This window comes from Sphingomonas longa, from assembly GCF_016892685.1.
Classification (GTDB): Bacteria; Pseudomonadota; Alphaproteobacteria; order Sphingomonadales; family Sphingomonadaceae; genus Sphingomonas; species Sphingomonas longa.
Map to the genome: position 1 here is coordinate 1 of NZ_JAFEMC010000009.1, position 25553 is coordinate 25553.

28 protein-coding genes, 1 pseudogene and 1 riboswitch are annotated in these 25553 nt (G+C 63.2%); of the genes and pseudogenes, 17 read left to right on the forward strand and 12 right to left on the reverse strand.

Annotated elements, in window-relative coordinates; all coding sequences use genetic code 11:
- Positions 1 to 212 precede the first annotated feature (212 nt).
- Positions 213 to 395: a hypothetical protein gene (locus ILT43_RS19075; protein WP_184040654.1), complete on the reverse strand. Its 183-nt coding sequence runs from the start codon at positions 393 to 395 to the stop codon at positions 213 to 215.
- A 43-nt stretch (positions 396 to 438) separates the two neighbouring features.
- On the reverse strand, positions 439 to 783 hold the full coding sequence (locus tag ILT43_RS19080) for a hypothetical protein (protein WP_184040651.1): 345 nt from the start codon (positions 781 to 783) through the stop codon (positions 439 to 441).
- A gap of 363 nt (positions 784 to 1146) precedes the next feature.
- On the opposite strand from ILT43_RS19080, the gene ILT43_RS19085 reads away from it, so the two are divergent.
- Positions 1147 to 3393, forward strand: coding sequence for an nSTAND3 domain-containing NTPase (locus ILT43_RS19085; protein ID WP_184040648.1), 2247 nt, complete (start codon positions 1147 to 1149; stop codon positions 3391 to 3393).
- A gap of 93 nt (positions 3394 to 3486) precedes the next feature.
- On the opposite strand, the gene ILT43_RS19090 is transcribed toward ILT43_RS19085, so the two are convergent.
- The 3 genes from ILT43_RS19090 to copC form a co-directional block, all read right to left on the reverse strand.
- Positions 3487 to 5409 (reverse strand): ATP-dependent nuclease, encoded by a 1923-nt coding sequence (locus tag ILT43_RS19090; RefSeq protein WP_204200584.1) that lies wholly within the window; start codon positions 5407 to 5409, stop codon positions 3487 to 3489.
- 299 nt (positions 5410 to 5708) lie between these two features.
- A complete protein-coding gene (gene copD / locus ILT43_RS19095; protein ID WP_184040642.1) occupies positions 5709 to 6638 on the reverse strand; it encodes a copper homeostasis membrane protein CopD in 930 nt (309 codons plus the stop codon).
- 1 nt (position 6639) lies between these two features.
- Positions 6640 to 7011 carry a copper homeostasis periplasmic binding protein CopC gene (gene copC / locus ILT43_RS19100; RefSeq protein ID WP_184040640.1) on the reverse strand — a complete coding sequence of 124 codons (372 nt, stop codon included), beginning with the start codon at positions 7009 to 7011 and terminating at the stop codon, positions 6640 to 6642.
- A 119-nt stretch (positions 7012 to 7130) separates the two neighbouring features.
- Between copC and ILT43_RS19105 the strand changes: the two genes are divergently transcribed.
- From ILT43_RS19105 to ILT43_RS19620, 9 genes and pseudogenes are all read left to right on the forward strand, one after another.
- Positions 7131 to 7403: a hypothetical protein gene (locus ILT43_RS19105; protein WP_184040637.1), complete on the forward strand. Its 273-nt coding sequence runs from the start codon at positions 7131 to 7133 to the stop codon at positions 7401 to 7403.
- The gene (locus tag ILT43_RS19110) at positions 7400 to 7840 is read left to right on the forward strand and encodes a periplasmic heavy metal sensor (protein WP_184040634.1); all 441 of its coding nucleotides are present in this window, start codon (positions 7400 to 7402) and stop codon (positions 7838 to 7840) included. Before ILT43_RS19105 ends, ILT43_RS19110 begins: the two co-directional genes overlap by 4 nt.
- The gene (locus ILT43_RS19115) at positions 7837 to 8430 is read left to right on the forward strand and encodes a sigma-70 family RNA polymerase sigma factor (protein ID WP_184040630.1); all 594 of its coding nucleotides are present in this window, start codon (positions 7837 to 7839) and stop codon (positions 8428 to 8430) included. The genes ILT43_RS19110 and ILT43_RS19115 overlap by 4 nt, the downstream gene beginning before the upstream one ends.
- Before the next feature lie 43 nt (positions 8431 to 8473).
- Positions 8474 to 10444: a copper resistance system multicopper oxidase gene (locus tag ILT43_RS19120; protein WP_184040627.1), complete on the forward strand. Its 1971-nt coding sequence runs from the start codon at positions 8474 to 8476 to the stop codon at positions 10442 to 10444.
- Positions 10441 to 11652, forward strand: coding sequence for a copper resistance protein B (locus tag ILT43_RS19125; RefSeq protein ID WP_184040624.1), 1212 nt, complete (start codon positions 10441 to 10443; stop codon positions 11650 to 11652). The genes ILT43_RS19120 and ILT43_RS19125 overlap by 4 nt, the downstream gene beginning before the upstream one ends.
- 20 nt (positions 11653 to 11672) lie before the next feature.
- Positions 11673 to 12389, forward strand: a complete 717-nt coding sequence (locus tag ILT43_RS19130) for a PepSY domain-containing protein (protein ID WP_318293511.1) — start codon at positions 11673 to 11675, stop codon at positions 12387 to 12389.
- A gap of 32 nt (positions 12390 to 12421) precedes the next feature.
- The gene (locus ILT43_RS19135) at positions 12422 to 13024 is read left to right on the forward strand and encodes a DUF305 domain-containing protein (RefSeq protein WP_204200586.1); all 603 of its coding nucleotides are present in this window, start codon (positions 12422 to 12424) and stop codon (positions 13022 to 13024) included.
- 76 nt (positions 13025 to 13100) lie between these two features.
- Complete coding sequence (locus ILT43_RS19140) at positions 13101 to 13481, forward strand: DUF305 domain-containing protein (protein WP_184040621.1); 381 nt, start codon at positions 13101 to 13103, stop codon at positions 13479 to 13481.
- Between the two features lie 91 nt (positions 13482 to 13572).
- Positions 13573 to 13980 (forward strand): annotated as a pseudogene (locus tag ILT43_RS19620) (DUF411 domain-containing protein).
- Between the two features lie 42 nt (positions 13981 to 14022).
- Here the strand turns inward: ILT43_RS19620 and ILT43_RS19155 are convergent.
- Positions 14023 to 14220, reverse strand: coding sequence for a hypothetical protein (locus tag ILT43_RS19155; protein WP_019368240.1), 198 nt, complete (start codon positions 14218 to 14220; stop codon positions 14023 to 14025).
- 403 nt (positions 14221 to 14623) lie between these two features.
- Positions 14624 to 15391, reverse strand: a complete 768-nt coding sequence (locus tag ILT43_RS19160) for a glutaredoxin family protein (protein WP_184040618.1) — start codon at positions 15389 to 15391, stop codon at positions 14624 to 14626.
- Positions 15392 to 15451: 60 nt separating this feature from the next.
- Between ILT43_RS19160 and ILT43_RS19165 the strand changes: the two genes are divergently transcribed.
- Positions 15452 to 15856 (forward strand): MerR family transcriptional regulator, encoded by a 405-nt coding sequence (locus tag ILT43_RS19165; protein ID WP_184040615.1) that lies wholly within the window; start codon positions 15452 to 15454, stop codon positions 15854 to 15856.
- Between the two features lie 50 nt (positions 15857 to 15906).
- Here ILT43_RS19165 and ILT43_RS19170 read toward each other — a convergent pair whose 3' ends face one another.
- The 3 genes from ILT43_RS19170 to ILT43_RS19180 all read right to left on the reverse strand — a co-directional run bounded on the left by ILT43_RS19170 (position 15907) and on the right by ILT43_RS19180 (position 18374).
- Entirely contained in the window at positions 15907 to 16464 is a 558-nt protein-coding gene (locus ILT43_RS19170; protein WP_150426770.1) for a recombinase family protein, read from the reverse strand.
- Between the two features lie 142 nt (positions 16465 to 16606).
- Positions 16607 to 17059, reverse strand: coding sequence for a DUF190 domain-containing protein (locus ILT43_RS19175; RefSeq protein WP_204200589.1), 453 nt, complete (start codon positions 17057 to 17059; stop codon positions 16607 to 16609).
- Positions 17016 to 18374: a voltage-gated chloride channel family protein gene (locus tag ILT43_RS19180; protein ID WP_007406263.1), complete on the reverse strand. Its 1359-nt coding sequence runs from the start codon at positions 18372 to 18374 to the stop codon at positions 17016 to 17018. Before ILT43_RS19180 ends, ILT43_RS19175 begins: the two co-directional genes overlap by 44 nt.
- A gap of 23 nt (positions 18375 to 18397) precedes the next feature.
- A riboswitch (Fluoride riboswitch) is annotated at positions 18398 to 18474 on the reverse strand.
- A gap of 163 nt (positions 18475 to 18637) precedes the next feature.
- Here ILT43_RS19180 and ILT43_RS19185 point away from each other — a divergent pair.
- Genes ILT43_RS19185 through ILT43_RS19200 form a run of 4 tightly spaced genes read left to right on the forward strand, consistent with a single transcriptional unit; the run spans position 18638 to position 21722 of the window.
- Positions 18638 to 19003, forward strand: coding sequence for a DUF305 domain-containing protein (locus tag ILT43_RS19185; protein WP_219994278.1), 366 nt, complete (start codon positions 18638 to 18640; stop codon positions 19001 to 19003).
- A 1-nt stretch (position 19004) separates the two neighbouring features.
- Complete coding sequence (locus tag ILT43_RS19190) at positions 19005 to 20444, forward strand: YncE family protein (RefSeq protein ID WP_007406255.1); 1440 nt, start codon at positions 19005 to 19007, stop codon at positions 20442 to 20444.
- A gap of 1 nt (position 20445) precedes the next feature.
- On the forward strand, positions 20446 to 20955 hold the full coding sequence (locus tag ILT43_RS19195) for an RNA polymerase sigma factor (RefSeq protein WP_007406239.1): 510 nt from the start codon (positions 20446 to 20448) through the stop codon (positions 20953 to 20955).
- A complete protein-coding gene (locus tag ILT43_RS19200; protein WP_007406229.1) occupies positions 20952 to 21722 on the forward strand; it encodes an anti-sigma factor family protein in 771 nt (256 codons plus the stop codon). The genes ILT43_RS19195 and ILT43_RS19200 overlap by 4 nt, the downstream gene beginning before the upstream one ends.
- A 51-nt stretch (positions 21723 to 21773) precedes the next feature.
- On the opposite strand, the gene ILT43_RS19205 is transcribed toward ILT43_RS19200, so the two are convergent.
- Entirely contained in the window at positions 21774 to 22286 is a 513-nt protein-coding gene (locus tag ILT43_RS19205; protein WP_007406274.1) for an MgtC/SapB family protein, read from the reverse strand.
- Positions 22283 to 23350: a molybdopterin-dependent oxidoreductase gene (locus tag ILT43_RS19210; RefSeq protein ID WP_007406227.1), complete on the reverse strand. Its 1068-nt coding sequence runs from the start codon at positions 23348 to 23350 to the stop codon at positions 22283 to 22285. Before ILT43_RS19210 ends, ILT43_RS19205 begins: the two co-directional genes overlap by 4 nt.
- Before the next feature lie 146 nt (positions 23351 to 23496).
- Between ILT43_RS19210 and ILT43_RS19215 the strand changes: the two genes are divergently transcribed.
- Entirely contained in the window at positions 23497 to 24369 is an 873-nt protein-coding gene (locus tag ILT43_RS19215; RefSeq protein WP_007406272.1) for a LysR family transcriptional regulator, read from the forward strand.
- Positions 24366 to 25517 carry a TDT family transporter gene (locus ILT43_RS19220; protein ID WP_007406242.1) on the forward strand — a complete coding sequence of 384 codons (1152 nt, stop codon included), beginning with the start codon at positions 24366 to 24368 and terminating at the stop codon, positions 25515 to 25517. The genes ILT43_RS19215 and ILT43_RS19220 overlap by 4 nt, the downstream gene beginning before the upstream one ends.
- The last annotated feature ends 36 nt before the right edge of the window (positions 25518 to 25553 follow it).

Sequence of the window (25553 nt, forward strand, 5' to 3'; positions counted from 1 at the left end):
TCTCGCGAACCCGTGACGGTTATCGCGAGAGAGATGGGCCGGACCCAGGATGCTATCCGCGGCCGGGCGGCGATGCTGCGTATCGCCCTGCCGTCCACGATGCGCCCGTGGCGCGAGACCGTGAAGCGGGGACCGCGGATGCCGCGATCGATCCCTCAGCCGACCGGGAAGGAATGAAGACGGGGGCGGTCGCCCGCCCCCGTCCCGTCGTCTTACTTCATGTTCGGCATGGCGTGGCCGGCATGATCGCCGCCCTTCGCCTTGTCGCCATGATCGCAGCAGTCAGCACCGTCCTTGCAGCACGCCATGTCGGCGCAGCAGTTCGCGACCGCGGCGAACGCGCCGGTCGAGAGCGTGAGGGCGAAAGCGGCGCTGATGAGCTTGATCTTGGTCATGATATTCTCCGTTTGAATAGATTCGTGTGGGGTCGGTTCGACGTCACACGATCTGCGGAGGGGGTGTAGCCGGCGCGCTGGTCAGCCCAAGCAGGCCCGAATGGGCGACCGCCCAGGGCGAGAGCGGCGCGAACGGTATCGGTTCGATCTGCGCGATCGTTTCGCCAGGCATCGCCGCGCACGGCATGGCACACGCCGAGGGTGGGATCTTCTTGGTTGGCGTATGGCCCGGCGTGTCCGCACAATCCATCGTCGCGGACGCGATCGGTGTCGCGGCCATCGCTACCGTCTCGCAGAGCGGGCCGAGCCTCACCAGCATCATCACCGCCAGGACGACGATCGCCGCGGTGCGCGCGAATTGGAAAAACGGGACGACCCGGAGCGACATGCCAGCCTCGTAGATCGACCGTCGATCGCGCACAACCATCGGCGATCAGCGGACCTGCCGAGTGCGGGGCTTCGCCCCGACAGCTTTCATCGTTTCGGTCGCTTCCCGCTCGGTCGGATAGACGAGATCCAGCCAACGGTTACGGGCGTCCGAGTAGAAGCCCCACGAGCCGGCATGATCGCCGTCGTTCCGTCTTGCGACCCGATATCCCTCCAAGCTCATTGGTCTTTATACCGCAAAGCGTACGCGCCTCTCGCCTCGCTACACGACACGGCTTGGGCTGAAAGCGCAGACGTGACTGCTTACTGAAACGAACCTCACGTCGGTAGTTCCGCCTTAGGCCCCAGACTGACATGATGGAGCATGACGATTGGAATCGACGGCTCAATTTTGAGCGCTAACGCTGACTATCCGCTGCATCGGCTTGGCTGGAAGTCGTTTCAGGACCTATGCGTCAGTGTGGCGGAGGAGTGCCTTCGCCGACCCGTGCAAAACTTTCTGCCATCGGCAGATGCAGGGCGTGACGGTGCTTTCGTGGGCAAGTGGGACGGCGACGATCCAGCTTCCGGCGAGTCGACCATCCAATGTAAATTCACGTCCAAGGAAGGTTTGAACCTTACCCTTTCAATGTTGTCCGACGAACTACCGAAGGCAGCCAAACTTGCGGCAAAAGGCCTAGCGCATGATTATATAATACTGACCAACCACCCGGTCACCGGTGCAAGCGATCTTGTTATCCGGGAAGCTTTTCAGAAAGAAGGTGTAGGGCGGTGCCGCATTTTCGGTAGCGACTGGATCAGCCGACAAATCAAGACGTCACCGCGACTCCGGATGATGGCTCCGCGCTTATACGGAATGGGCGATCTCACTGAACTGATAGACGCCCGGGCCTACGAGCAGGCGCAGTTGATCCTGAGCGCCATGGGGAACGACCTGGAGCGATTGGTTGTGACCGACGCTCATCGGCGTAGTGTCAGGGCGATAAGCGAACATAACCTTGTGCTGCTCTTGGGAGCACCAGCGGCCGGGAAGTCGACCATCGGGGCTAGCATTGCGATCGGCGCGGCCGACATTTGGCAGAGCAATACCATACGTGCGACCTCACCCGAGGACGTGCAGCGGCATCTCGACCCCAAGGGCTCCCAGTTTTTTTGGATCGACGACGCTTGGGGCAATACCCAATACCAACAGCAAACGGCAGAGCGCTGGAACCAGGTCTTTCCCCTTATGCAGGGTGCTATGCGCCGGGACACGCGGTTTCTGATAACCTCTCGCGACTACATTTGGCACGCAGCGCAACGCGACCTAAAGCTCAGCGCCATACCAACGTTGCGCCAAAGCCAAGTTGTCATCAATGTCCAAAAGCTTTCTACCGCCGAGAAGGCGCAGATGCTTTACAATCATCTAAAAATGGGTGATCAGCCTGCCACATTTCGAGCAGCAGTAAAGGACTTGTTGCCGACCTTGGCTGAGCGTAAGGACTTTTTGCCCGAAACGGCCCGGCGCTTTGGGTCACGCTTCTTCGCTAACGGCTTAAAGCCAGATGCAGCGAACGTCGAGAAGTTCTTTGCAAAGCCACAGGACTTTCTTTTTGACACGGTGGTATCGCTCTCGATCGACTGCCGGGCAGCGATCGCGACCGTTTTCCTGAATGGCGGGATCGCCCGGTCGCCCGTCAGTTCAGAGAATATCGCTGCTGGCGCGACGGCCTTCGGCGCAGAGCCTGGTGGTGTGCGTGCACAGCTGGAAGCCTTGGACGGAAGCCTACTGCTGTTAGCGCAAGACAAGGCAGGCGGTTTTTGGACGTATAAGCACCCAACCGTCAGCGACGCTTTTGCTAAGTACCTCGCTAGCAAGCCCGAACTAGTGGAAGTTTACCTGCGTGGAGCTAAGCCCTACTCGGTCATCTACGAAGTCGTTTGCGCGGGTATATCAATTCAAGGGGCCCCGCTCATAATTCCCGATACCTTGGTCAACGTGCTCGTTGACAAACTCGCTGGGATAGACAAGAGCTTTCTCAGAACCTTTGTAACATACCGTGCAAATCGGACATTTACCGAGGCGGTTATCAAGCGACGGCCCGACCTGATAAGTGGGTTAAGTAGCTTTGTCACTCCGATCAAGGACGATCCAGACTCACAGTTGTTGGCGCGATTGCATGCTCTCGGTTTGTTGGATGAGGAAACTCGCGCTAATTTCGCTACGGCCGTAATCGAAGCTATTGCTGACAGTGCAGACAGCAGCATCTTCGAGGAGACTAGTCTAAAAAACGTCTTGGACGCCGACGAGTTAAACATCGCTCGGCAGACGGCAAAAAACGAAGTGCTCAATAAGGTTGGCAACCACGTTGCCCGTCTGAAAGCGGAATGGGATAAAGAATATCCGCCTGAAGACTACTTTTACGACTTGGAACAAGCCGTAAAGAGAATTTTAGAGGATGTGGCAACAGACGATACCGCTGCGCTAGCGGACCTCAGAAAAGCAGTGCAGACTGCCGTCGCCTCCATGGAAGAAGACTATGAGCCTGCGTCTTCCACATCAGCGCCTGTAAGCAGTTCGACACCACGGTCATCGGGCCTTGCTGCACTCTTTCGTGACGTGGACGAGTGAAACGGCACGCTAGCACGGGCTTACGGTAAATCGGTCGAGCAGAGAATTTTCAACCAGTGATACCTTATCAGGTTTTGCCGCCGATCTATGCCCTTATGCTCTCGCAAAAGCCATAACCTGAGCAGCTAGTTTTTCAAGGCAGGCGGGCCGGGCACCGTCGTTCCAGAGGTCTTCCAGGCGTGCTGCTATGTGCAAAACGTTCTTCTTCAAGTCACCGGCATGTTCAAATTGCTTATCTGCTGAAGCTTGGCTTTTCGTCCATGCCAAATCACCAACATCAGCGCGAATACGTTCACCAAAGCAATCCGGCCAAATGACATGGTTGTCGTTCCAGACGATTGAGTCTGGAAAAGGATTATCACACTTGCCGGTTAAAGCCTTCATAAGCGAGGTATTGTCCTGACGATGCATCGCGCGCCGAGCGTCTTTTTGCTCGTGTCCATCCGCATCAAAGATGACAAATGCCGGAATGTTCGTGTGCTTCGCAACGATCAGAGGGCGTAGCATTTCGCTCTTTTTGTCCGCTGGTACGATGTGGCATCCATGCTTACGAAAATCATCCCATAGACCCGATAGTTGTAAATAGGTCTGCAAATAAGCGACATCCTCTCGGCCTTCGACAAGAACGACCCTAGAAGCAAAGAAAATCTCTGTCAGGTTAGGTTGGAGTGTCTGCTGAAGCTTAGCGATCACTCCCGAAGGCTTTCCGAACGGCTTGCCTGTTGCGCTCTCCATATCTGCCGAGATCGCCGAGAGCTGTGACCAGGTAACTGTTGCGCTGCCCTCGTTACTAGGGCGTCTTACCATTCTAACGTCCTGGAAAACCTCCCCAGAGACGAAATAGGGAGAATGGGTGGAAACCATGACCTGAGCGTTTTCCATGGAAAGCTTTGCAAGCACTCCAGAGAGGTGCCTTGCCTGAGGCGGGTGTTGATAGAGCTCCGGCTCTTCGATTGCGAGTAGTAGGCGCGGTCCATCATCCCCGTCGATTGCCGCCAACTCCTGCAAAAGAGCGATGACATAAGATCGTTGAAGCCCATGCCCCAAGCGCGCCAACTTGCCTGCGAATTGCCCTTCGCCGACTTTTACGTGCGCCCACGGCTCGTCAATCCGCACCGACTTATCGCGCTCTTGTTGCCATTGAAGTCGTAGAGACGTGTCAGGGTGCGCCCACTCGGCAAGTCGTACGGTCAATGATTGCGATATTTCGTCTAGCGCAGCTTGGTTGGCGTCTAGAAGCTCCTGATACCGGTTGCTGGTTTCGATCCGCAATGCGTCGAGCACATCCGAGAAATTGGTTTTAGCCCGAACCGTGCGAGCGAGCAATTTACCTAACGCGCTATCTTTAGCCTCAACCTGCTCACTAACCGCGTCCTTTATAGCAGGTACGTAAACCCATTGTACGAACTCGGCGAGCCGGTTGGCGCCTTTCGACACGCCGTAAAACTGATCTTCGCTGGGTATGAGTTCACACTCACCCGGGCGACTTGCCTCATATTCGAGGAGTTGACTCTTATTCGCTTCCTTGGTGCCCGCCTTCGGAAGTTCAGAAAATGCCTCGCGCAGTCCCTCATACAAAACCTTCAAATCCGCTGCAGATGCACCGTCACCGAATGCCGCAAAGAATGGTTTGAAGGCAGCCATTCCTAAGCGCTGCCCGAAGTGCTTTACATCAGCCCGGCCGGTGTCCTCACTAAAGGTCGCCTGTGCCGTGATAACTAGCGATCCGCCGCGAGCGTAATCCTTAAATACCTCTAATGCACGATCGGAAAGCCCACCGAAGGTGACGGTTATTCTAATTGGCTCTTCCGTCGATCCCCTATAAAAATCCTCTTTGTCAAGCTTGAGGAGATCGGTTCCGGTATTTTCCGTCTGACGAAAGAAGATGTTTAGCGCGCATAGAACCGTCGATTTGCCTGCGCCGTTTGCTCCGACAAAGCAGGTGTATTCGTTAAAATCTATCGAAACGTCGTCGTATCCACGAAGCCGCTGAATACGGACGTTCTCGATTTTCATATGAGCCCCTCACTTTGGTACAGGGTGTCATTTGTGAGAAGACAACGCAAGCTACTGTGTCGAGTGTAAGCGGCAGGCGTGGCAGCCGGATGAATGGAGAATCGTCGTTAGACTCGAACGACGCTGAGACCAGCCTTGTAAACGCGTTTGGCGTAGATTGAACGGCGGCCTCTAGAGAGAGGGTAGGGCGGTGCAAATTTCTTGAATTTCGTCCTGGTGTCACAACCGTTCGGTTGTGACACCAAGGGCGGCACAGCGGTTTGCAATTTCTACCCGGCCGTGATCGGCCGCCCCATTCTTCACATCGCCGACATGAGTGGTTCGAGCGTTCCGAGCCATGCGACGAGCGCGAGGATCGTAATGGCACAGAGCGCCTCGATGCCGAGGCTGCGACGTAAGGTGCTGAGTGCGCCGCGTTGATCGCCACGCGGCATCGCGTGCTCCAATGCGGGCGTCAGACGGTAGCGATTGAGCGATGCCAGCACCAGCATCGCGCCGAACAGGACGAGCTTGGCAAGCAGGAGCTGACCGTAAAGGGACGCGGCGAGCTTCGGAAGGTTGCCTAAGCCAACTAGCAGCCATGTATTGACGAGGCCGGTAACGATAAGGGTGCCGACCACGATCGTACCGATCAGGCCGAACCCGTGCAGTGCGCGATGCGTAAGAATCAGATGAGCCGTATCGGCCCGGCGGGCAGGACGAGCCACAAGCAGGATAAGGCCAAGCAGCGCCCCGACCCATGCGCCGGCTGCGAGCAGGTGAAGGATGTCGGCAAGGAGGTGCGTCCAGCCTTTTGCGCCCTCGTCCATTGCACCATGCCCGGTCCAGGCGAGCGTTGCGACCGCGATAGCGCTGGCGATCACCACGACGCCAAGGAGGGGCGTACGTCCGGCCGCCATCAATGCGGCGCCCGACGCCACGACCAGCGCGATCACGCGTGCTTTCCATGCCGTGCCTATGGTCGACCCTGACAGCAGCATCCCGATCGCCTCGCGATCGATCGGCCAGAGCGGCGTGCCTGCCATCGCCGCGGCGAGTAGCGCTAGCGCGATGGCGGAGAGCAGAAGACCCAGCAGCCCGAGCCCGACGAGCCAGGGGCGCAACGCGAACGCACTGGCGCGCTCGCCTGCCTTGAGGCCGTAGAGGCCGAATGCCGACAGGCCGAACAGCCCGCCCAGCGCCAGATAGAGTGCGAAGCGGGCAGCGATCAGCGGCCAGTCGGTTTCCACTTCACTTTACCGCAAAGGCGTAGTTGCCTGCGACGCGGTGCGTGTCGCTCGACACGACATGCCAGGCGACCGTGTAGCGGCCCGGGGCGAGCGGCGCCTTGGGTGTCAGGACAAGCGTGCTGCCGTCACCGGCGACGGCAGCCGTCGCCGTGACCTTCATCGGCGCGTGCGTCGCCCCGCCATGTCCGGTCATCATGAGATCGGCGCCGGAGAACTTCGGCATCAGCTTTTCGCTGAAACGCAGCTCGACACGGGCCGGCTTGGCGACAGTCGCGTTTGCGGCCGGCGAGGCTGTCACCAGCTTTGGATGAGCCTGCGCTGCGCTGGCTACGCCGAGAATGGCAATGGCAGTAGGGAGGAAGATGCGACGCATGGGGTTACTCCGTGGGTTCGTGCCCTATCTACGCGCCGCGGTCGCGCACCCCTCACCCGCCCGATGAGGGATGTCGGGCAATCCTGCGTATGAAATGCTAGTGGGGCGGAGTGGAAAGCATGGACGAACTGGACAGGGCATTGGCGAGGCTGGCAGGCGCACCCGCCCCGGCTGAGCTGGATGGCATCGAGACGCAGGTACTTGCACGGATCGGCTCGCGGCCCGTCGTGCGGCAGGCCGGCATCGGCCTTGGCGTTGTGACGGCAGCGGCGCTCGCGATCGGCATCGTGGGAGCCGAACTGCCCGCCGCTGCCCGCCCGACCGTTTCCTTGGCCCCGCTTGGCGGAGCGTCGCCGCTTGCGCCTTCCTCCTTGCTCCTGGGCGAGCAATGACCTCGACGACGCGCATCGTTCTCGGTGTCGTGCTCGCCTTTCTGGCCGCGATCGGAGGCGTGTTCGTCGGGCGGGCGCTGTTGCCGCAACCCCAGCAGCCAGGCGCCGCGCTGCATGACGTGTTGCACCATAAGCTGACGCTTGATGACGGTCAGCAGGCACGGTTGAAGGTGCTGGAAGATCGCTTCGCGATGCAGCGGCGTGCGCTTGAGCTTGAAATGCGCGCTGCCAACACCCGGCTCGCCGAAGCGATCGAAACCGAACACGGCAACGGCCCCAAGGTCGCAGCCGCGGTGGACCAGAGCCATGCGGCGATGGGCGAGCTGCAAAAGGCGACGCTCGCGCATATCTTCGCCATGCGACAGTTGCTGCGAACCGATCAGACCTCCCAATTCGATGCCGCGGTGGTGAAGGCGCTCACCGACGGTCAGGGGTGAGCCTCGACTGGACCGCGTTGTCTGACGGCGAACTGGCGACGCTCAGCATCGCCGGCCGTCAGGCGGCCTTCGCGGAAATCATGCGCCGTTACCGTCAGCCGGTTTTCCGGCTCGCGCGCGCCTGTGTCGGTGAGCCCGACGAGGCACTCGATCTGGTGCAGGAAACCTTCGTCGCCGCGCATCAGGCGTTGCCGCGCTACGACGCGCAGCGGGCGATGAAGGCATGGTTGTCGACGATCGCGATCAACAAATGCCGGGATTGGGCGAGGAAGCGCGCCGTCCGCCGCTTTCTGTCCTTCGGCTTCGCGGCCGAGGATCAGGCCGACACCCTCCCCGACAACGCCGTGGCGATCGATGACAGCGCAGCCGATCGCCAGGAGCTTGATCGGGTGACGCGCGCTATCTCGACCTTGCCGGCCAATCTGAAGGAGCCGCTAGTGCTTCGAACGATCGAAGGGTTGAGCCAGGCCGAGACGGCCGAGGTGCTGGGCATCAGCCAGAAGGCGGTGGAAACCCGCCTCTACCGCGCGCGTGCGCGGCTCATGGAAAAGTTGAACGCCGGCCAAGGGATGGACGGGCGAGACGCGTAGAAGGGGTGAGGGCCGATCGCGGCCCGACCCTTGAGGAGCTTCGATGTCGCGCGTTCTCGATCGCCGCCAAGTGCTGCGCGGTGCCACCATGGCGGGAGGCGGTCTTGCCCTGTCGGCGTATATGCCGGCGTGGGCGCAGCCGGTTTCTGCGGGTATCGCCAAGCCGTTGCCGACCGTCTCGGGCGAGGACATTACGCTCAAGGTCGCGCATCAGATGATGATGATCGACGGGCGGGAAAGCCACGCGATCGGTATCAACGGCACCGTGCCGGCGCCGCTGATCCGTCTGCGCGAAGGCCAGAACGTCCGCATCCATGTCGTCAACGACCTGGATGAGGAAACGTCGATCCACTGGCACGGGCTGCTGGTGCCGTTCCAGATGGACGGCGTTCCGGGCATCTCCTTCCCCGGCATCCCGGCGCGCTCGACCTTCACCTATGAATTTCCGATTATCCAGAGCGGCACCTACTGGTATCACAGCCATTCGGGGTTGCAGGAGCAGGAGGGGCATTACGGCCCGATCCTGATCGATCCAAAGAACCCGGACCCGGTGCAGTTCGATCGCGAGCACGTCATCGTGCTGTCCGACCACAGCTTCCAGCATCCGCACTACCTGTTCGATCGGCTCAAGAAGGAGTCGGGCTATTTCAATCGCCAGCGTCAGACCCTGGCCGGGTTGCTCGCGGGCAAGGATCAGCCGCTGCAAGAGCGGCTGATGTGGGGCAAGATGCGGATGGACCCGGCCGACGTCGCCGACGTGACCGGATCGACCTACAGTTATCTGGTCAACGGCCATGGCCCGCGCGACAACTGGACCGCGCTGTTCAAGCCCGGCGAGCGGGTGCGGCTCCGCTTCATCAACGCATCGTCCATGACCACCTTCAACGTCCGCATTCCGGGTTTGCCGATGACGGTCGTCGCGGCGGACGGCCTGAACGTGCGGCCGGTCCAGATCGACGAGTTTCAGTTCGGTCCCGCCGAAACCTATGACGCGATCGTCTCGCCTCCCGACATGCGCGCCTATACGCTGGTGGGCGAAAGCGTCGATCGTTCAGGCATGGCGCGTGCGACGCTCGCGCCCCGCGAAGGCATGGCGGCCGAGGTTCCTCCCTTACGCAAGCGTCCGCTCGCGACCATGAAGGACATGGGTATGGGCGGCCACGACATGGGCACCATGGATCACGGCGCCATGCAAGGCATGGGGAACGGCGCGACAGGCGCGCAGGCCGGCTCGATGGCGGGCATGGACCACAGCGCGATGAACCATGGCGCCGGCTCGATGCAGGGCATGGACCATTCCCAGATGAACCGCGGCGCGGCCGGTGCCGCTGCCGGAGGGATGGCCGGAATGACGATGCCGCAGGGCCAAAGCGGCACGATGACCGGGATGGATCATGGCTCGGGCACGATGCCCGGCATGGCAGGCGATCAGTCGATGGCCGGCATGGACATGGGCAACATGAACATGCGTGACTTCTCCAAGGCGCCCGAGGTCAAGAAGGGGCCGGGTGTGCAGACCATCTCGGCGATGCCGGTCGACCGGACCGGAGACCCGGGACAGGGGCTGGAGAACGTCGGGCACCGCGTCCTCACCTATCGCGACCTGACGGCGCTCGATCGCAACCCCGATACGCGGGCACCAGAGCGCGAGATCAAGCTCCACCTCACCGGCAACATGGAGCGTTACATGTGGGGCTTCGACGGCGAAAAGCTGTCGGAGAACCCCGATCCGATCACGCTGCTGCATGGCGAGCGGGTGCGCGTCACCCTCATCAACGACACCATGATGGGCCACCCGATCCACATCCACGGTCACTTCTTCGAGCTGGTGACGGGGAAAGGCGCCTATGCGCCCCGAAAGCATACCGTGCTGGTCCAACCGGGCGGAACCGTCAGTTGGGACGTGACGGGAGAGGAAGGCGACTGGGCGTTCCACTGCCACATGCTCTACCACATGCACGCGGGCATGATGCGCGTCGTCCAGGTCCGCAAGGCAGGGGAGGCCGCAGCATGAGCCGGTCGATCCTCCTTGCCGGTTTTGCATCGGCCGTCATCGCCGGACCTGCCTTCGGCCAGAGCATGGATCATTCCATGCATAACATGCCGGGCATGACCATGCCGGCTAAGCCTGCCGCCAAGGCCGCCCCAAAACCCACGCGGAAGGCGACCGCAAAGCCGGCGTCCAAGCGCAAGGCACCTGCCAGACAGGCGGCGTCCCGACGTGCGCAGGCCCAAGCTCCAGCGACCGATCCGCATGCCGGTCACGATATGGGCGGGATGCAGGGGATGGACATGGGCGGCCAGCAATCCGCTCCTGCCGCGAACCCGCACGCGGGCCACGACATGTCCGCCATGTCCGGGATGGATGCCCCGGCAGGCACGCCGCAGGACCCGCACGCCGGGCACGACATGAGCGCGATGCCGGGCATGGCGATGGCTGGCGATCAGGGCGGCGCCAAGGTCGGGACCGACCTGCCCCCCGGCAACAAGCCCGCTCCCGCGCCTTCCGACGATCATCTTGCTGATCGTTTCTGGGGAGCAAAGGCGATGGCTACCTCTCGCGAGGACGATTTGCGTCGCGAGCATGGCGGGATGACCTACTATCAGGTGCTCTTCAATTTGGCCGAATACCAGGCTCGCAAGGGTAGCGATGGGTATCGTTGGGATGGCGAGGCGTGGGTCGGAGGCGACATTGATCGCCTGTGGCTGAAGTCGGAGGGCGAAGGTGGCTTCGGCAAGTCGCTCGACAGCGCTGAAGTCCAGGCGCTCTACAGCCATGCGCTCGACCCCTATTGGAACCTCCAGGCGGGCGTCCGCTATGACATCAAGCCCAATCCCTCCCGGACCTATGCGACCGTGGGTATCGAGGGGCTGGCACCTTACTGGTTCGAGGTAGAAGGTGCGCTGTTCCTGTCGAACAAGGGCGAAGTGCTGGGTCGTGCCGAGGGCTATTACGACCAGCGCATCACCAACTATTTCACGCTTCAGCCTAGAGTCGAGGCCAACTTCTCCGCGCAGGATGTGCCGGAAACCGGCACCGGATCGGGGCTCACCGACCTGGAGGCGGGCTTGAGGCTTCGGTACGAGGGCCGCCGCGAGTTCGCGCCGTACATCGGCGTGTCGTGGGAACGGCAGTTCGGCGACACAGCGCGATACAGTCGGGCACGCGGCGGTGACACGGGCGGGTTCAGCTTCGTCGCGGGCGTGAGGACCTGGTTCTGAGCCCGCGGCTGCGCCTTCATATCGGGGCGAGCAAGGTCCATCGCTGGCTTGCTCTCCTGATCGGGGCGCAGGTGATCGTCTGGTTCACCAGCGGGCTCATTATGAGCCTCTTGCCGATCGACACGGTGCACGGCGATCACCGGATCGATCGCAACGCCGAGCCTGCGCTGTCGTTCGATCAGACATTCGCGCCGGTTCCCGCCTTGCTCGCGACGGCCGGCGCGCCTGTCCGCCAGCTTCAGCACCGGATGCTGCTCGGGCGACCCGTCGTCGAGGCGCAGCTTGCCGATGGCAAAATTCGGTTGCTGGACGCCCGGACCGCCGCGCCGCTCCCGCCGATCGACATGAGGGCCGCGGCGGCCATTGCCGGCAGGGCCTATCGGGGCGGAACCGCAGTTCCGACGATCGAATGGGTGGAGCGCGCGAGCACCGAATACCGGGGTGCCCTTCCCGCATGGCGGGCGTCGTTCGCCGATGACGATGCGACGCGCATCTACGTGGCGGCCGAAACCGGCCGGCTGACCTCCGTGCGCACCGGAACGTGGCGGCTCTACGACTTCTTCTGGGGCCTTCACATTATGGACTGGACCGAGCACGAACGGTTCAACACGCCTTGGCTTATGGCCTTCGCCGCAGGCGGCCTCGTGTTCGGCGTCGCGGGCGCGATCCTGCTTTTCATGCGCTGGCCCCGGCGCCGTCGAAGAAAAGCGCAAGGGACAGGCCGAACCGCCGCGTAGTCTCTTGTGGGGGCGCCAGAGGAGAACGGGCGATGGACCACGACCAGCACCGATCCGGCCCACGTGGCGGAATGGGCATGAGCTACGGGCGCTTCGCCGCCATGATCGTGACATCGACCGTCGTAATGTTCGGGTTGATGTACCTCAACACCTATGCCCTGAGCCACGTCGAATATAGCCAGACCCGGACATGGATGGCGATCGTCATGGGCGCCGTGATGGCGATCATCATGCTCGGTTTCATGTGGGGCATGTACCCGAGCCGCCGCGCCAATCTCGGCATCGTGGCAGGCGCTGTCATCGTGTTCGCCGGCGCGCTGTGGCTTGTCCGCAGCCAGGAGACTGTCGGGGACGTTGCTTACATGAAGGCGATGATCCCGCACCACTCGATTGCGATCATGACGAGCGAGCGGGCGCATATCAAAGACCCGGAAGTGCGTAAGCTCGCCGATGGCATCATCGACGCCCAAGTTCGCGAAATTACGCAGATGAAGCAGATGATCGCCCGACTGGAAGCGAACCCCACGCCCCCGAACGCGCCGGACTTGCCTTCCTATCGTGACCGGCAGGTGCCGCCTCCGCCCCCCGAGACGGATCAGAGCACCGGCATCAACACCTTGCAGCCGATCCGATAGATCGGCCGTGGTTGAGGGGTGGCGTGCTGGCGCACGTACCTATTCGCATGGGCGGGGTGACGAGGAGAAATCAGACATGAAGACGATCGCGATCATGACCGCCGCACTGCTCGCCGCTACCCCGGCATTGGCGCAGCAGGCCGGGCACCAGGGGATGAGCCATCAGGGGATGGATCATTCGGGCATGATGCAGCCGAGCGCGGCCAACCCCTACGGCCCCGACATGATGAAGATGCATGAGCGGATGATGGCGGCGAAGGGCGCCGATGCCGGTGAGACGTGGATTCGTCAGATGATCGAGCATCATCGCGGCGCGGTCACGATGTCGCAGACGGCGCTCCGCAGCACCCGGAATGCGGAAATCCGTCGTGAGGCGCAGAAGACGATCGACAGCCAAAATCGCGAGATCGCGACGTTGAACGCCATGCTGCGCAAAATGGGCAAGAACCCACAGTAGCCGACCCGCCCTCGCCTTTGGGCGACACAGGGCAGCTATCGAGGAGCCGATGATGAACCGACCTTTTCGAGCCGCGATTGCCGCCTTGTTGATGGGGCTTCCCGCGACCGCGATGGCCGCAGCCGACATCGCCATGCACCGCGATCCGGGGTGTGGTTGCTGCGAGAAGTGGGCCGAGCAGGTCCGCCAGCAATTCGGCCGCAAGGTGCGGATCATTGACGATGCCGATCGCGGCGCTTTGCAGCGTCGCGTCGGCGTCCCGGCGGATTAGGCTTCCTGTCATACCGCCATCGTCGACGGCATGGCCTTCGAGGGCCATGTTCCGATCGCCGACATGAAGCGCGTTCTGGCGCAGCGCCCCAGAGGCGTGAGTGGGTTGGCAGTCGGCGGGATGCCGCTCGGATCGCCCGGCATGGAGGTGGCGGGTATGAAGTCCCAGCCATTCTCCGTCATCGCGTTCGGCCCTGGCGGTCGCCGCATCTATGCCCGGCACGGCTAGGTAGCGGGCGGGAGCGGTGAACCGCTCCCGCCCGCCATCAGATTAGTGCTTCATGCCCGACATGTCGTGGCCGGCGTGATCGCCGCCCTTCTTCATGTCCGCGCAGCAATCCTTCTTGCAGCAGTCGCTGCCGTCCTTGCAGCAGGTCTTGTCCGCGCCGCAGCAGCCGGCATCGGCCGCGAATGCAACGCCGGGAATCGCCAGCGCCAGGGCAGCGCCGATCAATTTGAACTTGGTCATCAGTAACTCCGTCGATTGAATGTGTGTGGTTCGGATCGTCACACAGCTCGCGGAGGGGGGTCGCAGGCGGAACGGGCATTCCCATCAGTCCCGCGACGGGTAGCGGTTTGATCGCTATGCGAACCGGGGCGGTAGGCCCGGCCTGTGCCAAGGCTTCCCCCCGAACCGCTAGGCAGGGCGTCGAGCAGGCCGCTTGTTGCGGGGCCTTCGTGGGTTTGTGACTTCCCTCGCAACCGGCCATCTCGGATGCGACTGGCGCGGCGTTCGCCACGGCCTCGCAGATCGGGCCGAGGCGCAGGACGAGCATCACCGCCAGCATAGTCAGCACCGCCAGGCGAAGCGGGCGGGCAAGGCGGTTCAGTCGACGATCCACAGGCTTATCGATCCCGATCGACGATCGATGTCAATGAGCCATCGAGAGCGCTGCCGGCGCGGCGATCATCCAGATCGCCATCGCGACCATCATCACATTCTCGGTCAGCGACAGGAAGCCGAGCGGCACGTTGCTGTCTCCGCCGACGCAGGCGCACTTCAGCTCGCGCTTGTCGACATAGACGGCCTTGATGACCGACACCGCGCCGATCGTCCCGATGACGAGCGCGACCGGCACCGAGAGCCAAGTCAGCGCGCCCGCTGCCATCAGCACGCCCGCAAGACCTTCCGCGTAGGGGTAGATGTAGGAATAGGGCACCCAGCGCTTGGCGAGCAGGTCATAGTTGAGGAACATGCTCGAAAAGCTCTCGACGTTCTGGAGCTTGAGCATCGCGAGCACGCACATCGAGAAGGCGATGAACCACTCTCCCGCACGCACCGTGACGGGCGTGCCAAACACGGCGTAGCTGGCGGCAAGGGCCATCAGCGCCGTCATGGCGAACACCGCGATCACCGGGCGGTAGGTGACGGCCTTGGGATCGCGCACCGTCTTTCCGAAGAACCGGCGCAGATCGTCATAGCCCCCTACCCGCTCGCTCCCGATGAAGGTTTGCGGCGTCGTCTTGACCCCGTGCTTTGCCTTGAACGCGTCGGTTTCCTCCCGCGTGCGCAGCCAGTGGTCCTCGACCTCATAGCCTTGTCGCCGAAGCAGATCCTTCGCTTTCAGGCCGTAAGGGCAGGTGTGCTCCGGCATCACCATCCGATAGATCGTCGCTCTCTTAGGGGCCGCGTTTGCCATCGTCTTCTCCGTGTACTCGCGACCCCTATATGGGGTCTGTAGTATAGTACGGAGTCAAGCATGGTATCCCTCACGATCGCCGGTTTTGCGCGCGAGGGGGGCGTCGGTGTCGAGACGGTCCGCTACTATCAACGCCGAGGACTTCTCGACACGCCGGATCGGCCCGAGGGCTCCGGGTCAGCCGGCGGGTTTCGCCGCTACGGTGCGCACGATGTGCGTCGTCTGCGTTTCATCAGATCGGCTCAGGCAGCGGGCTTCACGCTGGAGCAGATCGGCGAGCTGGTAGCGCTCGACGCGACCGATGATCGAGCTCGCGCCCGTGAGCTTGCCAGTGCGCGGATCGCGGCTTTGGATGCCCAGATCGAGGAACTTAGCCGTGTTCGTGCATCGCTTCAGCGCTTGGCGCAGGAGTGCGGCACTGGATCGGAAGGCCCCTGCCCTATCCTAACAGCGTTCGACTTTTGATATCGCATGGATAGCACGAAGGTGTCAAAACCGTCCGGTTATGACACCGGCTATCGTTCGCCGGCTGGGAAGTGACGGTAGAAGGTCGAGCGGCCGACTTGCAGCAGTTTGGCGACCTTGGCGGGGCTGTCGCCCGCCGCCAGCAGCTTGCGCGCAGTGTCGAGCATGTCTGGCGTCATCACCGATTTGCGACCCCCGCCGGTGCCACCCTTGGCACGCGCTGCCGCTAGGCCGGCGATGGTCCGTTCTTTTATCAGCTCGCGCTCCATTTCCGCGACCGAGGCAAGGATATGGAACAGCAGCCGCCCCGATGGCGTGGACGTGTCGAACCCATCCGTCAGCGACCGGAAATCGACCTTGCGCGCCGAGAGGTCGGCCGCCAGTTCGATCAGGCCTTGGATCGAGCGGCCCAACCGATCGAGCTTCCAGATGACCAGCGTGTCGCCGGCCCGCACGAAATTGAGGGCCTCGATCAGGCCGGGCCGGTTCAGCTTCGCGCCGCTAACCTTGTCGGTGAACAGCTTTTCGCACCCGGCTCTGGTCAGCGCATCGGTTTGCAGCGTCAGGTCCTGATCGGACGTCGAGACACGCGCATAACCAACCAGCATGAGTCCCGTTATCCCAACTCGAACAGCGAATTTCGGGACTCATATTTCGGGAACATATTTTGGGAAAGCTCCGGCGTTCATCGGGCGCATTTTTATGCTGGTCCGATCCGTCCCGTTGGAGGTTCCTTTACGGGAACGCCGATCAGGCTCTGGTTAGCTCAGTTTTGCGCGTGATAGTCCAATGCTCCAGTCGTTTGTAGACGATCACCTTGTCGCCGATCAGATCTCCATGCCGGCGACAGAAGAGGTCGAGCTGATCGCGATCGCCGACCAGTTCGACACAGATCGTCAGATGCGGATCGGCAATTTCCGAGCCGTTCTCCCGGATCGGTTCGTGATTGCTGAAGCCGTAATGGGTATTTTGCGCGACGGCGTTGATGATGCCGTCCGCCTTCGCGGTGCGAATCAGCTCGCGATAGAGCGGCTTTGCCCCCCAGAAGCGACGCGGGCCGATCTTGTCGGACGGTTTCAGATAGATGCGCAGCATCCCGACTTCGCGGTGATGGACGGTGAAACGATTGGGCATGACGGGCTTTCGACAGGAAACAGGATCAGGCGCGCGTGCGCCGGCGAGAAGCGCGGTGCGTGCGGGCATCGCGCAGGGTCGCGTCGGGTGTGAGGTGTGCGGCAGGTACCTTTGGCACAGCGACGCGCTGCGACAGGTAGATGCCGTTGTGGCCTGAGCAGAGGTAGGCGACGAAGCACGCGACTGCGATCGGCACCGTATAGGCCGCGCCGAACAACTCGATCCCCATGAACGTGCAAGCCAGCGGTGTGTTGGCCGCGCCCGCGAACAGCGCGACGAAGCCGATCGCTGCGAATAGCCCCGACGGTACTCCGAACATCGGCGCGAGCGCATTGCCGAGCGCCGCGCCGATAAAGAACAGCGGCGTGACCTCGCCCCCCTTGAAGCCCGCGCTCAGGGTCACGACGGTAAAGAGCAGCTTCAGCGCCCAGCTCCACGAGTGCGTATCGGGACCAAAGAAGCTGGCGATGGTCAGGCTGTCCGGTGTCGCGGCGAGCGTACCCAGGCCAAGATAGTCGCGGGTTCCGAGCAGCCAGACCAGCGCAATCACGGCCAGCCCGCCGATAACGGGTCGTAGTGGGCCATAGGGGATCACGCGCTTCAACCATCCGCCCAGCGCGTGATTGGCCTCGGCAAAGGTCAGCCCGGTCAGACCGAAGGCAATGCCGGCGACACCGGCCTTGGCGACGAGCAGCGCGTCGACCGGCACCAGCGCATCGACATGGTAGACGCCGTGATGAATGCCCCAGGCAAGACAGGTCCAGTCACCGACCAGCGCCGCGACCAGGCATGGCACCAGCGCGCGATACTCGACCCGACCGATCGCCAGCACCTCCAGTGCAAAGACCGCGCCCGCAATCGGCGTCCCGAAGACCGCGCCGAACCCAGCCGCGATCCCGGTCATAAGGAGGGTGCGTGTCGCTTCCGCATCCAATCTGAGCGCGCGTCCAAACCCGCTGGCAAGACTGCCGCCCAACTGCACGGCGGTGCCTTCACGTCCCGCCGATCCCCCGAACAGATGTGTCACGACCGTGCCGAAGAAGATGAGCGGAGCCATGCGCAGCGGCACGCCGCCCCCCGGTTCGTGGATTTGCTCGACGATGAGGTTGTTGCCGCCTTCGACCGAGCGCCCTGTCAGATGGTAGAGCAGTCCGACCACGAACCCGCCGATCGGCAGCAGGTAGAGCAGCCAGGGAAAGGCGAAGCGAAGCCGGGTTACGGCGTCGAGGCTCCGCAGGAAGGCCGCGCAGAGCGTTCCCACCGCTGCGGCCATCGGGACCAGGATCAAAGCCCACCGCAGTACCGACGTGGCATGGGTGCGGCGATCGCGAATGAACGCTGCCATGTTGAACTGGTCATAGAGATTGCGAAATGTCGCGCGCACGATTCCTCCTTGCTGCCTTGCGGCGCCTGGTAGGAATCATCGGCCCTTGCGAGGGCGGTTCGACCGAATGGCCCGGCGGAAATCCATCGCCGTGCCTGCGCATATGCTGTCCGACCGCGACCCGGTCAACCAACCGCAGAAGCATGAGACTATCGTTTTGGTGAGGACCGATAAAATGGCTTTGGCCACGGAATAAACCCCGACGAGCATCGTCTACGCTTTCGAGACCGATGCGCTGGAGGCTTATGCGTAGACGAGATTGGATGCTGGGTCTGACGGCTTCGGCCCTACTTACCGGCGCAGTCGCGGCCGCCCCCGCCGATGGCTACGCTACCATGATGTCTGTCGCGATGGACCGGATGATGGCGGGCATGATGGTCAAGCCGTCCGGTGACGTCGACCGCGACTTCGTGGCGATGATGCTTCCGCATCATCAGGGTGCCATCGATATGGCGGTGGCGGAGCTGCGCTACGGCCATAACGAGCAGCTCAAGCGCATCGCGCAGGAAATCATCATCGATCAGCAGCAGGAGATCGCCGCCATGAAGCTGGCGATCGGCCAGCCGCTACCGCCTTCGACGCCAGCCCCGACGCAGGGCGGCGACCACCATAGCCCTATGGAGCACTGACATGATCCGGACCATCCTGCGCTCGGCCGCCTTGCTGATGAGCGCCGCACCGGGCCTCGCCATGGCCCAGCAGGCGCCGTGGAACGCTAAGGACATGCCCGTCAGCCACCGCGACCGCGTCTATGCGTCTGAACAATTCTCCAACACGGTGTCGGTGACCGACCCGGCCGACAACCGGCTGCTCGGCGTCATCAAACTCGGCGATCCCCAGCCGATGAACTTCTCCCCGCTCTACAAGGGACAGGTGCTGGTTCACGGCCTGGGCTTCTCGCCGGACGGGAAGACCTTGGCGGTCGTGTCGATCGGATCGAACGCCGTGTCGTGGATCGACACCGCCACCAACACCGTCAAGCACACGACCTATGTCGGGCGCAGTCCGCACGAGGCGTTCTTCACGCCGGACGGCAAGGAGGTGTGGGTCACGGTCCGCGGCGAGGATTATATCGCCGTGCTCGACCCCACGACGTACAAGGAGACGGGGCGCATCAAGACGCCCGGTGGTCCGGGCATGACGATCTTCTCTCCCGATGGCCGGTACGGCTATGTCTGCTCTTCGTTCAATCCGGTATTGGCTGTGTTCGATGTCGCGACCCACGCGCAGGTCGGACAGGTGGCGCAGCCAAGCCCCTTCTGCCCCAACATCGCCGCGACGCCGGACGGCAAGCAAGTGTGGTTTACGCTGAAGGACATCGGCAAGACGGTCGCATTCGATGCTCGGCCACCCTTCGCGATCCTGAAGGTGCTGGATACCGGGCCTATCACGAACCATGTCAATTTCGCCCGCACGGCCAAGGGGCAGTTCGCGTATGTGACGGTCGGCGGAGAGAATGTGGTCAAGGTGTTCCGCACGTCCGACTTCACGCCGGTGGCAACAATTCCGGTCGGCAAGATGCCGCACGGTGTTTGGCCATCGGGCGACGGCCGGCGCGTTTATGTCGGGCTAGAGAATTCCGATGAGCTGGCCGCGATCGACACTGCCGGCAACACGGTCGTCGCTACCGTGCCGGTCGGACAGGCACCGCAGGCGATCGCCTATGTGTCGAACGCAGTTCCGACAGGCCCCGGCACCGACAATCTCCAGCCGCTCGGCACAGCGGGCAAGGCGCTGCATCTGACCATGGGGCCGATTGGCGGCAAAGGTACGGCAAGCAGCATCACCCTCTTCGACCAGGGCATCATTCAGGTCGTGCAGAGTGCCGTTACCGGTTTGCAGCCCAAGAAGCCTTACATGCTCGTACTGACCGCCAATGCGGACGGCAGCGGCGCTGTAGAGCCGCTTGCGAACTTCATGAGCAACCCGGCAGGTGCGGCGATCGTCAACGCATCGGGTCCGATCCGCCAGATCGTTCAGGGCAGCACCGCGACACCCCGGCGCTTTCTGGCGGTTGCGGAGGTGGTGAACGGCGCGCCGGGGCGCATCGTGCAGGTGCAGCGCGACTGAGATGGACCCGCTTGCCGCCGCGATCGAACCGCTGATCCCCGGGCTGCGCCGCTATGCCCGGTCGTGGTTGCGCGACCGGGTGATGGCGGATGACGTGGTGCAGGATTGCCTGGAGCGCGCGGTCGGGCGCTGGCGACAGCGACGGGGTGCGGAGGTCCGCCCGTGGGTCTATGCGATCCTGCACAATTTGTTGGTCGATCATCAGCGGCAGCATAGCCGGCGAGGTACGGCGGTTCCGCTCCACCTCGTGGACGACGCCGCGCTCGGCCGCCCGGCCGATCAGGACACAGGCCTGCACCACCGCGACCTGCTGCGCGCGCTTGATGCGTTGCCTGAAGAACAGCGAACGGTGCTGCTCCTGGTCTCGGTCGAGGGCCTGCCCTATGCGGAGGTCGCTGCCGTAGTCGGCGTGCCGCTGGGCACGGTAATGTCGCGCATATCGCGGGGGCGCGACCGTCTGGCGACCCTCCTCCGGGAGGGTGAACGGCCGCGATTGAGGAGCGTGCAATGACCAGCCCGATCGGCGAGGACGATCTGGCCGCATGGATCGATGGCAGGCTGTCGCCCGAGCGGCAGCGCCTGGTCGACGCCTATCTTGAAGGCCAGCCGGACGTGCATGCCCGTGTGCGAGAGCAGGCGGAGCAGGCGCGAGCCCTTGCATCCCTGTTCGCCCCCGTCGCGGATGAACCGATCCCGGCGACGATGCGCGTGGCAGCGATCAGGGGACGGCAACGGCAACCGCGTTGGCAGCTCGCCATCGCCGCGTCACTTCTGCTGGCGTTGGGGTTTGGCGGTGGCTGGTCGAGCGCGCGGTGGAGCGGCGAACCCCGCGCGGGCATCGCGGCGCTGGCCAACGAGGCGAGTGATAATTTCCGTGTCTATGCCGCCGACCGGATACGACCGGCGGAGATCGGCCCCGACCAGCGCGCCATGCTGATCCGATGGACCTCCGCTCGATTGGGTGAGCGCGTCACGATCCCGGACCTCAGCACGGCCGGCTATCGCTATGGCGGGGGGCGACTGGTCGCGACGCCCCACGGCCCTGCGGCACTGCTCCTCTACGACGGACCGCAAGCGTCGAAACTTGCGGTGCTGACGAGGCCCATGCAGATCGACAAGACCGCGAGCATGACCAGCACGTCCAGCGGGACCATGGGCCGGGTCACATGGGCGGTCGACGGGATCGGCTATAGTGTGGTGGGCGAGCGACCCGCGGCCGAACTGCATCCGATCGCCGATGAAGTCCGGCGTCAGGCAGATGCCGCGCTTGTGTCCTGATAGCGCCTTGCCGCCTCCCGGCGCCGACGGGCACCGGGCGGTCCAGCGCGATCACGGCTTGCGCTCGACATCCTTCCTGTCGGTCTCGGCCGGCGTCAGACGGGCTCGCTCGCGGATGCGGCGTTCCAGCGGCGCGCCGACGAACAGGACGAGCATTGCAAGGCTCACCCCGCCGATGATGAGCGGCCACACCGCCAACCCTGCTGCCGCGCCGATCGTGGCTGTCACCCAGATGCACGCGGCGGTCGCCAATCCATGCACTTCCTGACCCTGGCCGACCCGCAGCACCGCACCGGCACCGATGAAGCCGACGCCGGACAGAATGCCCTGCATCGCCCGTCCTGCGGCATCGGCGTTCACGTTCGGCAAGCCACTATGCACGATCGCCTGAACGGCGATGCAACTCGCCAGACCGACCAGACCCAGCGTCCGCAGGCCCATGATCTGCCGGTTCTCACGCGAGCGTTCCCAGCCGAGCACCATCCCGGCCGCGGTCGCCACCACCAGCCGGCCAATCGCATCGATCCAGAAAGCGACGTCCGGTGCCGCTGATGCTTCGATCATTCGACCAGCACGTGAACGTGATGCCAGGCGGTGCACAGATAGCCGGCGAAATTCCACATCGTATCCGGCCGCTCGGGCTGTCCCTGCCCGGTCTCGTCGAAGGCACGGGCGACAAGGTGCTGGCGTCCCTTGGCAAGTGTGGCGTCAAGGATCCAGCGCCGCCAGCCCCAGCGCGTCTCCGGATCATCGGCGAAGGTCGCCTGTTGCCAGTCGCGACCGCCGTTCACCGACACTTCGATCCGAGAAATACGGCGGTCATAGGCAATGGCATATCCCTCAATCCGCACCTCTCCGGCGGCCAAACTCTCGCCCGCACCGGGCGAGCAGATCGCGGCGTTGAGCGGCATGGCATTGATCGTCAGACCCTGGCTCCAGTCGACGGTGTCGCTCGTCACAGCGGCGGGGAAGAGCTTGTAGTCGTGCGCCTGGATCGGTGCCTCGGAGGGCGTTTCACGCACCTCGATCCGTGTCAGCCATTTGGCGCTGCGGACCCCGGCATAGCCAGGCACCACCATGCGGAGCGGGGCGCCATGTTCGGGCGTCAGCGGCTCGCCATTCATCGCCCAGGCGAGGAGTACGTCGGGCTCCCGCGCCTTGCTCATGGCGATCGATACCCCGAACAAGGCTTCTTCACCCTCCACGTCCACCTCGTCCGCGCCGGTGAACGCCACGAACAGCTCGGACGCATCCGGCGCGCCGACCGCATCGAGCACATCGGCCAAGCGTACGCCGGTCCACTCCGCATTGCCGATCGCGCCTACGTCCCACGGATCGCCGGAGGTGTTGGCGACCTGCTGGAGATCGGTACGCCGGTTGCCGGCGCACTGGAGAACCGCCGTTACCGTGCGCGTGGCAAACGTGCTCTTCAGTTCCTGCACCGAGAAGAAGCGGCTCGCCATGCCCCTCCCGCTCACCTCGATCCGATGATTGGCGGGCAGATCCGGCACCGGCCCGTGGCTGCGCACGTAGAACAGCGCCTGCGGCGTCAGAAACCGCTCGATCAACGCACCGGGCGTCGGCTCGGCATTGTAGGGATCAGAACTGCGCTCGATCATATCGGTCATGGACGATCAAACGTCGCGGGCACGCGTAACGCTTCAAGTCTTCGAGACCATCGCAGACGAAAGGCTGCCGACCATTCCGATATCCAGATTGGAATGACCATATCAAACGGTTGGTCGTATCGATCTAAGTACGCGATATATGCTGCATGACTTTGGAGCAGCTCAGAATATTCGTCGGTGTCGCGGAGCGCGAACACGTCACCAAGGCAGCGGAGGCGCTGAACGTCACGCAGTCTGCTGCCTCCGGGGCGGTTGCGGCCCTCGAAGCGCGCTACGGCGTTCCGCTGTTCCACCGCGTCGGGCGTGGCATCCAGCTTACCGAGGCAGGCCGCGGCTTTCTGGAGGAAGCGCGCGCGGTGCTGGGGCGGGCAGCGCATGCCGAGACGATGCTCGCGGACTATGCCGGGCTCGCGCGTGGTTCGTTGCGGATCGTCGCCAGCCAGACGATCGCGAGCTATTGGTTGCCGGCAAAGCTCGCCGCCTTCCACGAACGCCACCCACAGATCGCGGTCGAGCTGGCGATCGACAACACCGAAGGCGCGGCAGCGCAGGTGTTGAGCGGCGCGGCGGAACTCGGCTTTGTCGAGGGCGAGGTGGACGAACCGGCGCTTGCCCACTGGAATGTCGGGCATGACCCAATGGTGCTGGTCGGCCGCGAGGAAGCCGAACGCATCGACGAGGCCTGGCTGCGCACTACACGCTGGATCGTCCGTGAGCAGGGATCGGGTACGCGCTCGACTTTCGAGGACGTGCTGCGAACGCGCGGGTTTGATCCGGCCCAGCTGACGATAGCGATGACGCTGCCGTCCAACGAGGCGGTGCGCACCGCCGTTGAGGCCGGTGCCGGCGTTGCCGTCTTGTCGCGATTGGTCGTCGCGCGCGCGCTCAAGGCTGGCGATCTCGTCGAGCTGCCGCTCGGGCTGCCCGACCGCGCCTTTCACGCGCTGCGCCACAAGGAACGCTATCGCACCCGCGCGGCCGACGCGCTGACGGATCTCATCAAGGAGCAGGTCGCATGACTGCCGACACGCACTCCGTTCTCAGCGGCCTCAAGCCGCTCAGCCGGCTCGATCACCCCCGCGAGATGATCCGCCAGTTCACGCCCAACTGGTTCGCCGCGACGATGGGCACGGGCATCCTTGCCCTCGCGCTGCCGCAGGTGCCCGGCATCGGGCCTTCGCTTAAACCTGTCGGCGAGGTGTTGTGGTTCTTCAATATCGCGCTCTTCGCGCTGTTCGCCGGCCTCTATGGCGCGCGCTGGGTGATGTTCGGGCACGAGGCGCGGCGCATCTTCGGGCACAACACCGTGTCGATGTTCATCGGGACCATTCCGATGGGGCTGGCGACGATCATCAACGGCTGTCTCGCCTTCGGCATCGCGCGGTTCGGAAATGGCATCGTGCCGGTCGCGCATATCCTGTGGTGGATCGACGTCGCCATGTCGCTCGCCTGCGGCGTGCTGATCCCCTACCTGATGTTTACCCGCCACGAGCACAGCCTGGACGGCATGACCGCCGTATGGCTGCTGCCGGTCGTCGCTGCCGAAGTGGCGGGCGCCAGCGGCGGGCTGCTCGCGCCGCATCTAACCGATCCCCACGCGCAGATAGTGACGCTCGCGACCTCCTATGTGCTGTGGGCCTATTCGGTGCCGGTCGCGTTTGGCATCCTCGCCATCCTCATCCTGCGCATGGCACTCCACAAGTTGCCGCATGAAAGCATGGCGGCATCTTCCTGGCTGGCGCTGGGGCCGATCGGCACGGGTGCTCTGGGCATGCTGGTGCTCGGCGCGGATGCGCCGGCGATCCTCACCGCGCACGGGCTAGCCGGCGTCGGCACCGTCGCGCAGGGGATCGGCGTTGTCGCCGGGCTCTGCCTTTGGGGTTTCGGCCTGTGGTGGCTGGCGCTCGCGACGCTTATCACCATCCGCTACTGGCGCGCGGGCGTGCCGTTCAACCTCGGCTGGTGGGGCTACACCTTCCCGCTCGGCGTCTACACCGTCGCCACCTTCCGCCTCGGCACGACGCTGAACCTTATGTTTTTCGGTATCGTCGGCACGGTGCTGACGGTTGCGCTCGCGGCGATGTGGCTGCTGGTCGGTGCCAAGACGCTAGCCGGTGCATGGCGGGGCAACCTGTTCGTCTCGCCCTGCATCGCCACCCCGAACTGATCTGCCATGATGATCGGATCAGTCGGTCCGATCACT

What these genes read in the sequence shown, in the direction of transcription:
- ILT43_RS19075 (WP_184040654.1), bottom strand. Translation starts at nt 395, where the DNA reads ATGACCAAGATCAAGCTCATCAGCGCCGCTTTCGCCCTCACGCTCTCG.
- ILT43_RS19080 (WP_184040651.1), bottom strand. Translation starts at nt 783, where the DNA reads ATGTCGCTCCGGGTCGTCCCGTTTTTCCAATTCGCGCGCACCGCGGCG.
- ILT43_RS19085 (WP_184040648.1), top strand. Translation starts at nt 1,147, where the DNA reads ATGACGATTGGAATCGACGGCTCAATTTTGAGCGCTAACGCTGACTAT.
- ILT43_RS19090 (WP_204200584.1), bottom strand. Translation starts at nt 5,409, where the DNA reads ATGAAAATCGAGAACGTCCGTATTCAGCGGCTTCGTGGATACGACGAC.
- copC (WP_184040640.1), bottom strand. Translation starts at nt 7,011, where the DNA reads ATGCGTCGCATCTTCCTCCCTACTGCCATTGCCATTCTCGGCGTAGCC.
- ILT43_RS19105 (WP_184040637.1), top strand. Translation starts at nt 7,131, where the DNA reads ATGGACGAACTGGACAGGGCATTGGCGAGGCTGGCAGGCGCACCCGCC.
- ILT43_RS19110 (WP_184040634.1), top strand. Translation starts at nt 7,400, where the DNA reads ATGACCTCGACGACGCGCATCGTTCTCGGTGTCGTGCTCGCCTTTCTG.
- ILT43_RS19120 (WP_184040627.1), top strand. Translation starts at nt 8,474, where the DNA reads ATGTCGCGCGTTCTCGATCGCCGCCAAGTGCTGCGCGGTGCCACCATG.
- ILT43_RS19125 (WP_184040624.1), top strand. Translation starts at nt 10,441, where the DNA reads ATGAGCCGGTCGATCCTCCTTGCCGGTTTTGCATCGGCCGTCATCGCC.
- ILT43_RS19135 (WP_204200586.1), top strand. Translation starts at nt 12,422, where the DNA reads ATGGACCACGACCAGCACCGATCCGGCCCACGTGGCGGAATGGGCATG.
- ILT43_RS19140 (WP_184040621.1), top strand. Translation starts at nt 13,101, where the DNA reads ATGAAGACGATCGCGATCATGACCGCCGCACTGCTCGCCGCTACCCCG.
- ILT43_RS19155 (WP_019368240.1), bottom strand. Translation starts at nt 14,220, where the DNA reads ATGACCAAGTTCAAATTGATCGGCGCTGCCCTGGCGCTGGCGATTCCC.
- ILT43_RS19160 (WP_184040618.1), bottom strand. Translation starts at nt 15,391, where the DNA reads ATGGCAAACGCGGCCCCTAAGAGAGCGACGATCTATCGGATGGTGATG.
- ILT43_RS19165 (WP_184040615.1), top strand. Translation starts at nt 15,452, where the DNA reads ATGGTATCCCTCACGATCGCCGGTTTTGCGCGCGAGGGGGGCGTCGGT.
- ILT43_RS19170 (WP_150426770.1), bottom strand. Translation starts at nt 16,464, where the DNA reads ATGCTGGTTGGTTATGCGCGTGTCTCGACGTCCGATCAGGACCTGACG.
- ILT43_RS19175 (WP_204200589.1), bottom strand. Translation starts at nt 17,059, where the DNA reads ATGCCCGCACGCACCGCGCTTCTCGCCGGCGCACGCGCGCCTGATCCT.
- ILT43_RS19185 (WP_219994278.1), top strand. Translation starts at nt 18,638, where the DNA reads ATGCTGGGTCTGACGGCTTCGGCCCTACTTACCGGCGCAGTCGCGGCC.
- ILT43_RS19190 (WP_007406255.1), top strand. Translation starts at nt 19,005, where the DNA reads ATGATCCGGACCATCCTGCGCTCGGCCGCCTTGCTGATGAGCGCCGCA.
- ILT43_RS19195 (WP_007406239.1), top strand. Translation starts at nt 20,446, where the DNA reads ATGGACCCGCTTGCCGCCGCGATCGAACCGCTGATCCCCGGGCTGCGC.
- ILT43_RS19200 (WP_007406229.1), top strand. Translation starts at nt 20,952, where the DNA reads ATGACCAGCCCGATCGGCGAGGACGATCTGGCCGCATGGATCGATGGC.
- ILT43_RS19205 (WP_007406274.1), bottom strand. Translation starts at nt 22,286, where the DNA reads ATGATCGAAGCATCAGCGGCACCGGACGTCGCTTTCTGGATCGATGCG.
- ILT43_RS19210 (WP_007406227.1), bottom strand. Translation starts at nt 23,350, where the DNA reads ATGACCGATATGATCGAGCGCAGTTCTGATCCCTACAATGCCGAGCCG.
- ILT43_RS19215 (WP_007406272.1), top strand. Translation starts at nt 23,497, where the DNA reads ATGACTTTGGAGCAGCTCAGAATATTCGTCGGTGTCGCGGAGCGCGAA.
- ILT43_RS19220 (WP_007406242.1), top strand. Translation starts at nt 24,366, where the DNA reads ATGACTGCCGACACGCACTCCGTTCTCAGCGGCCTCAAGCCGCTCAGC.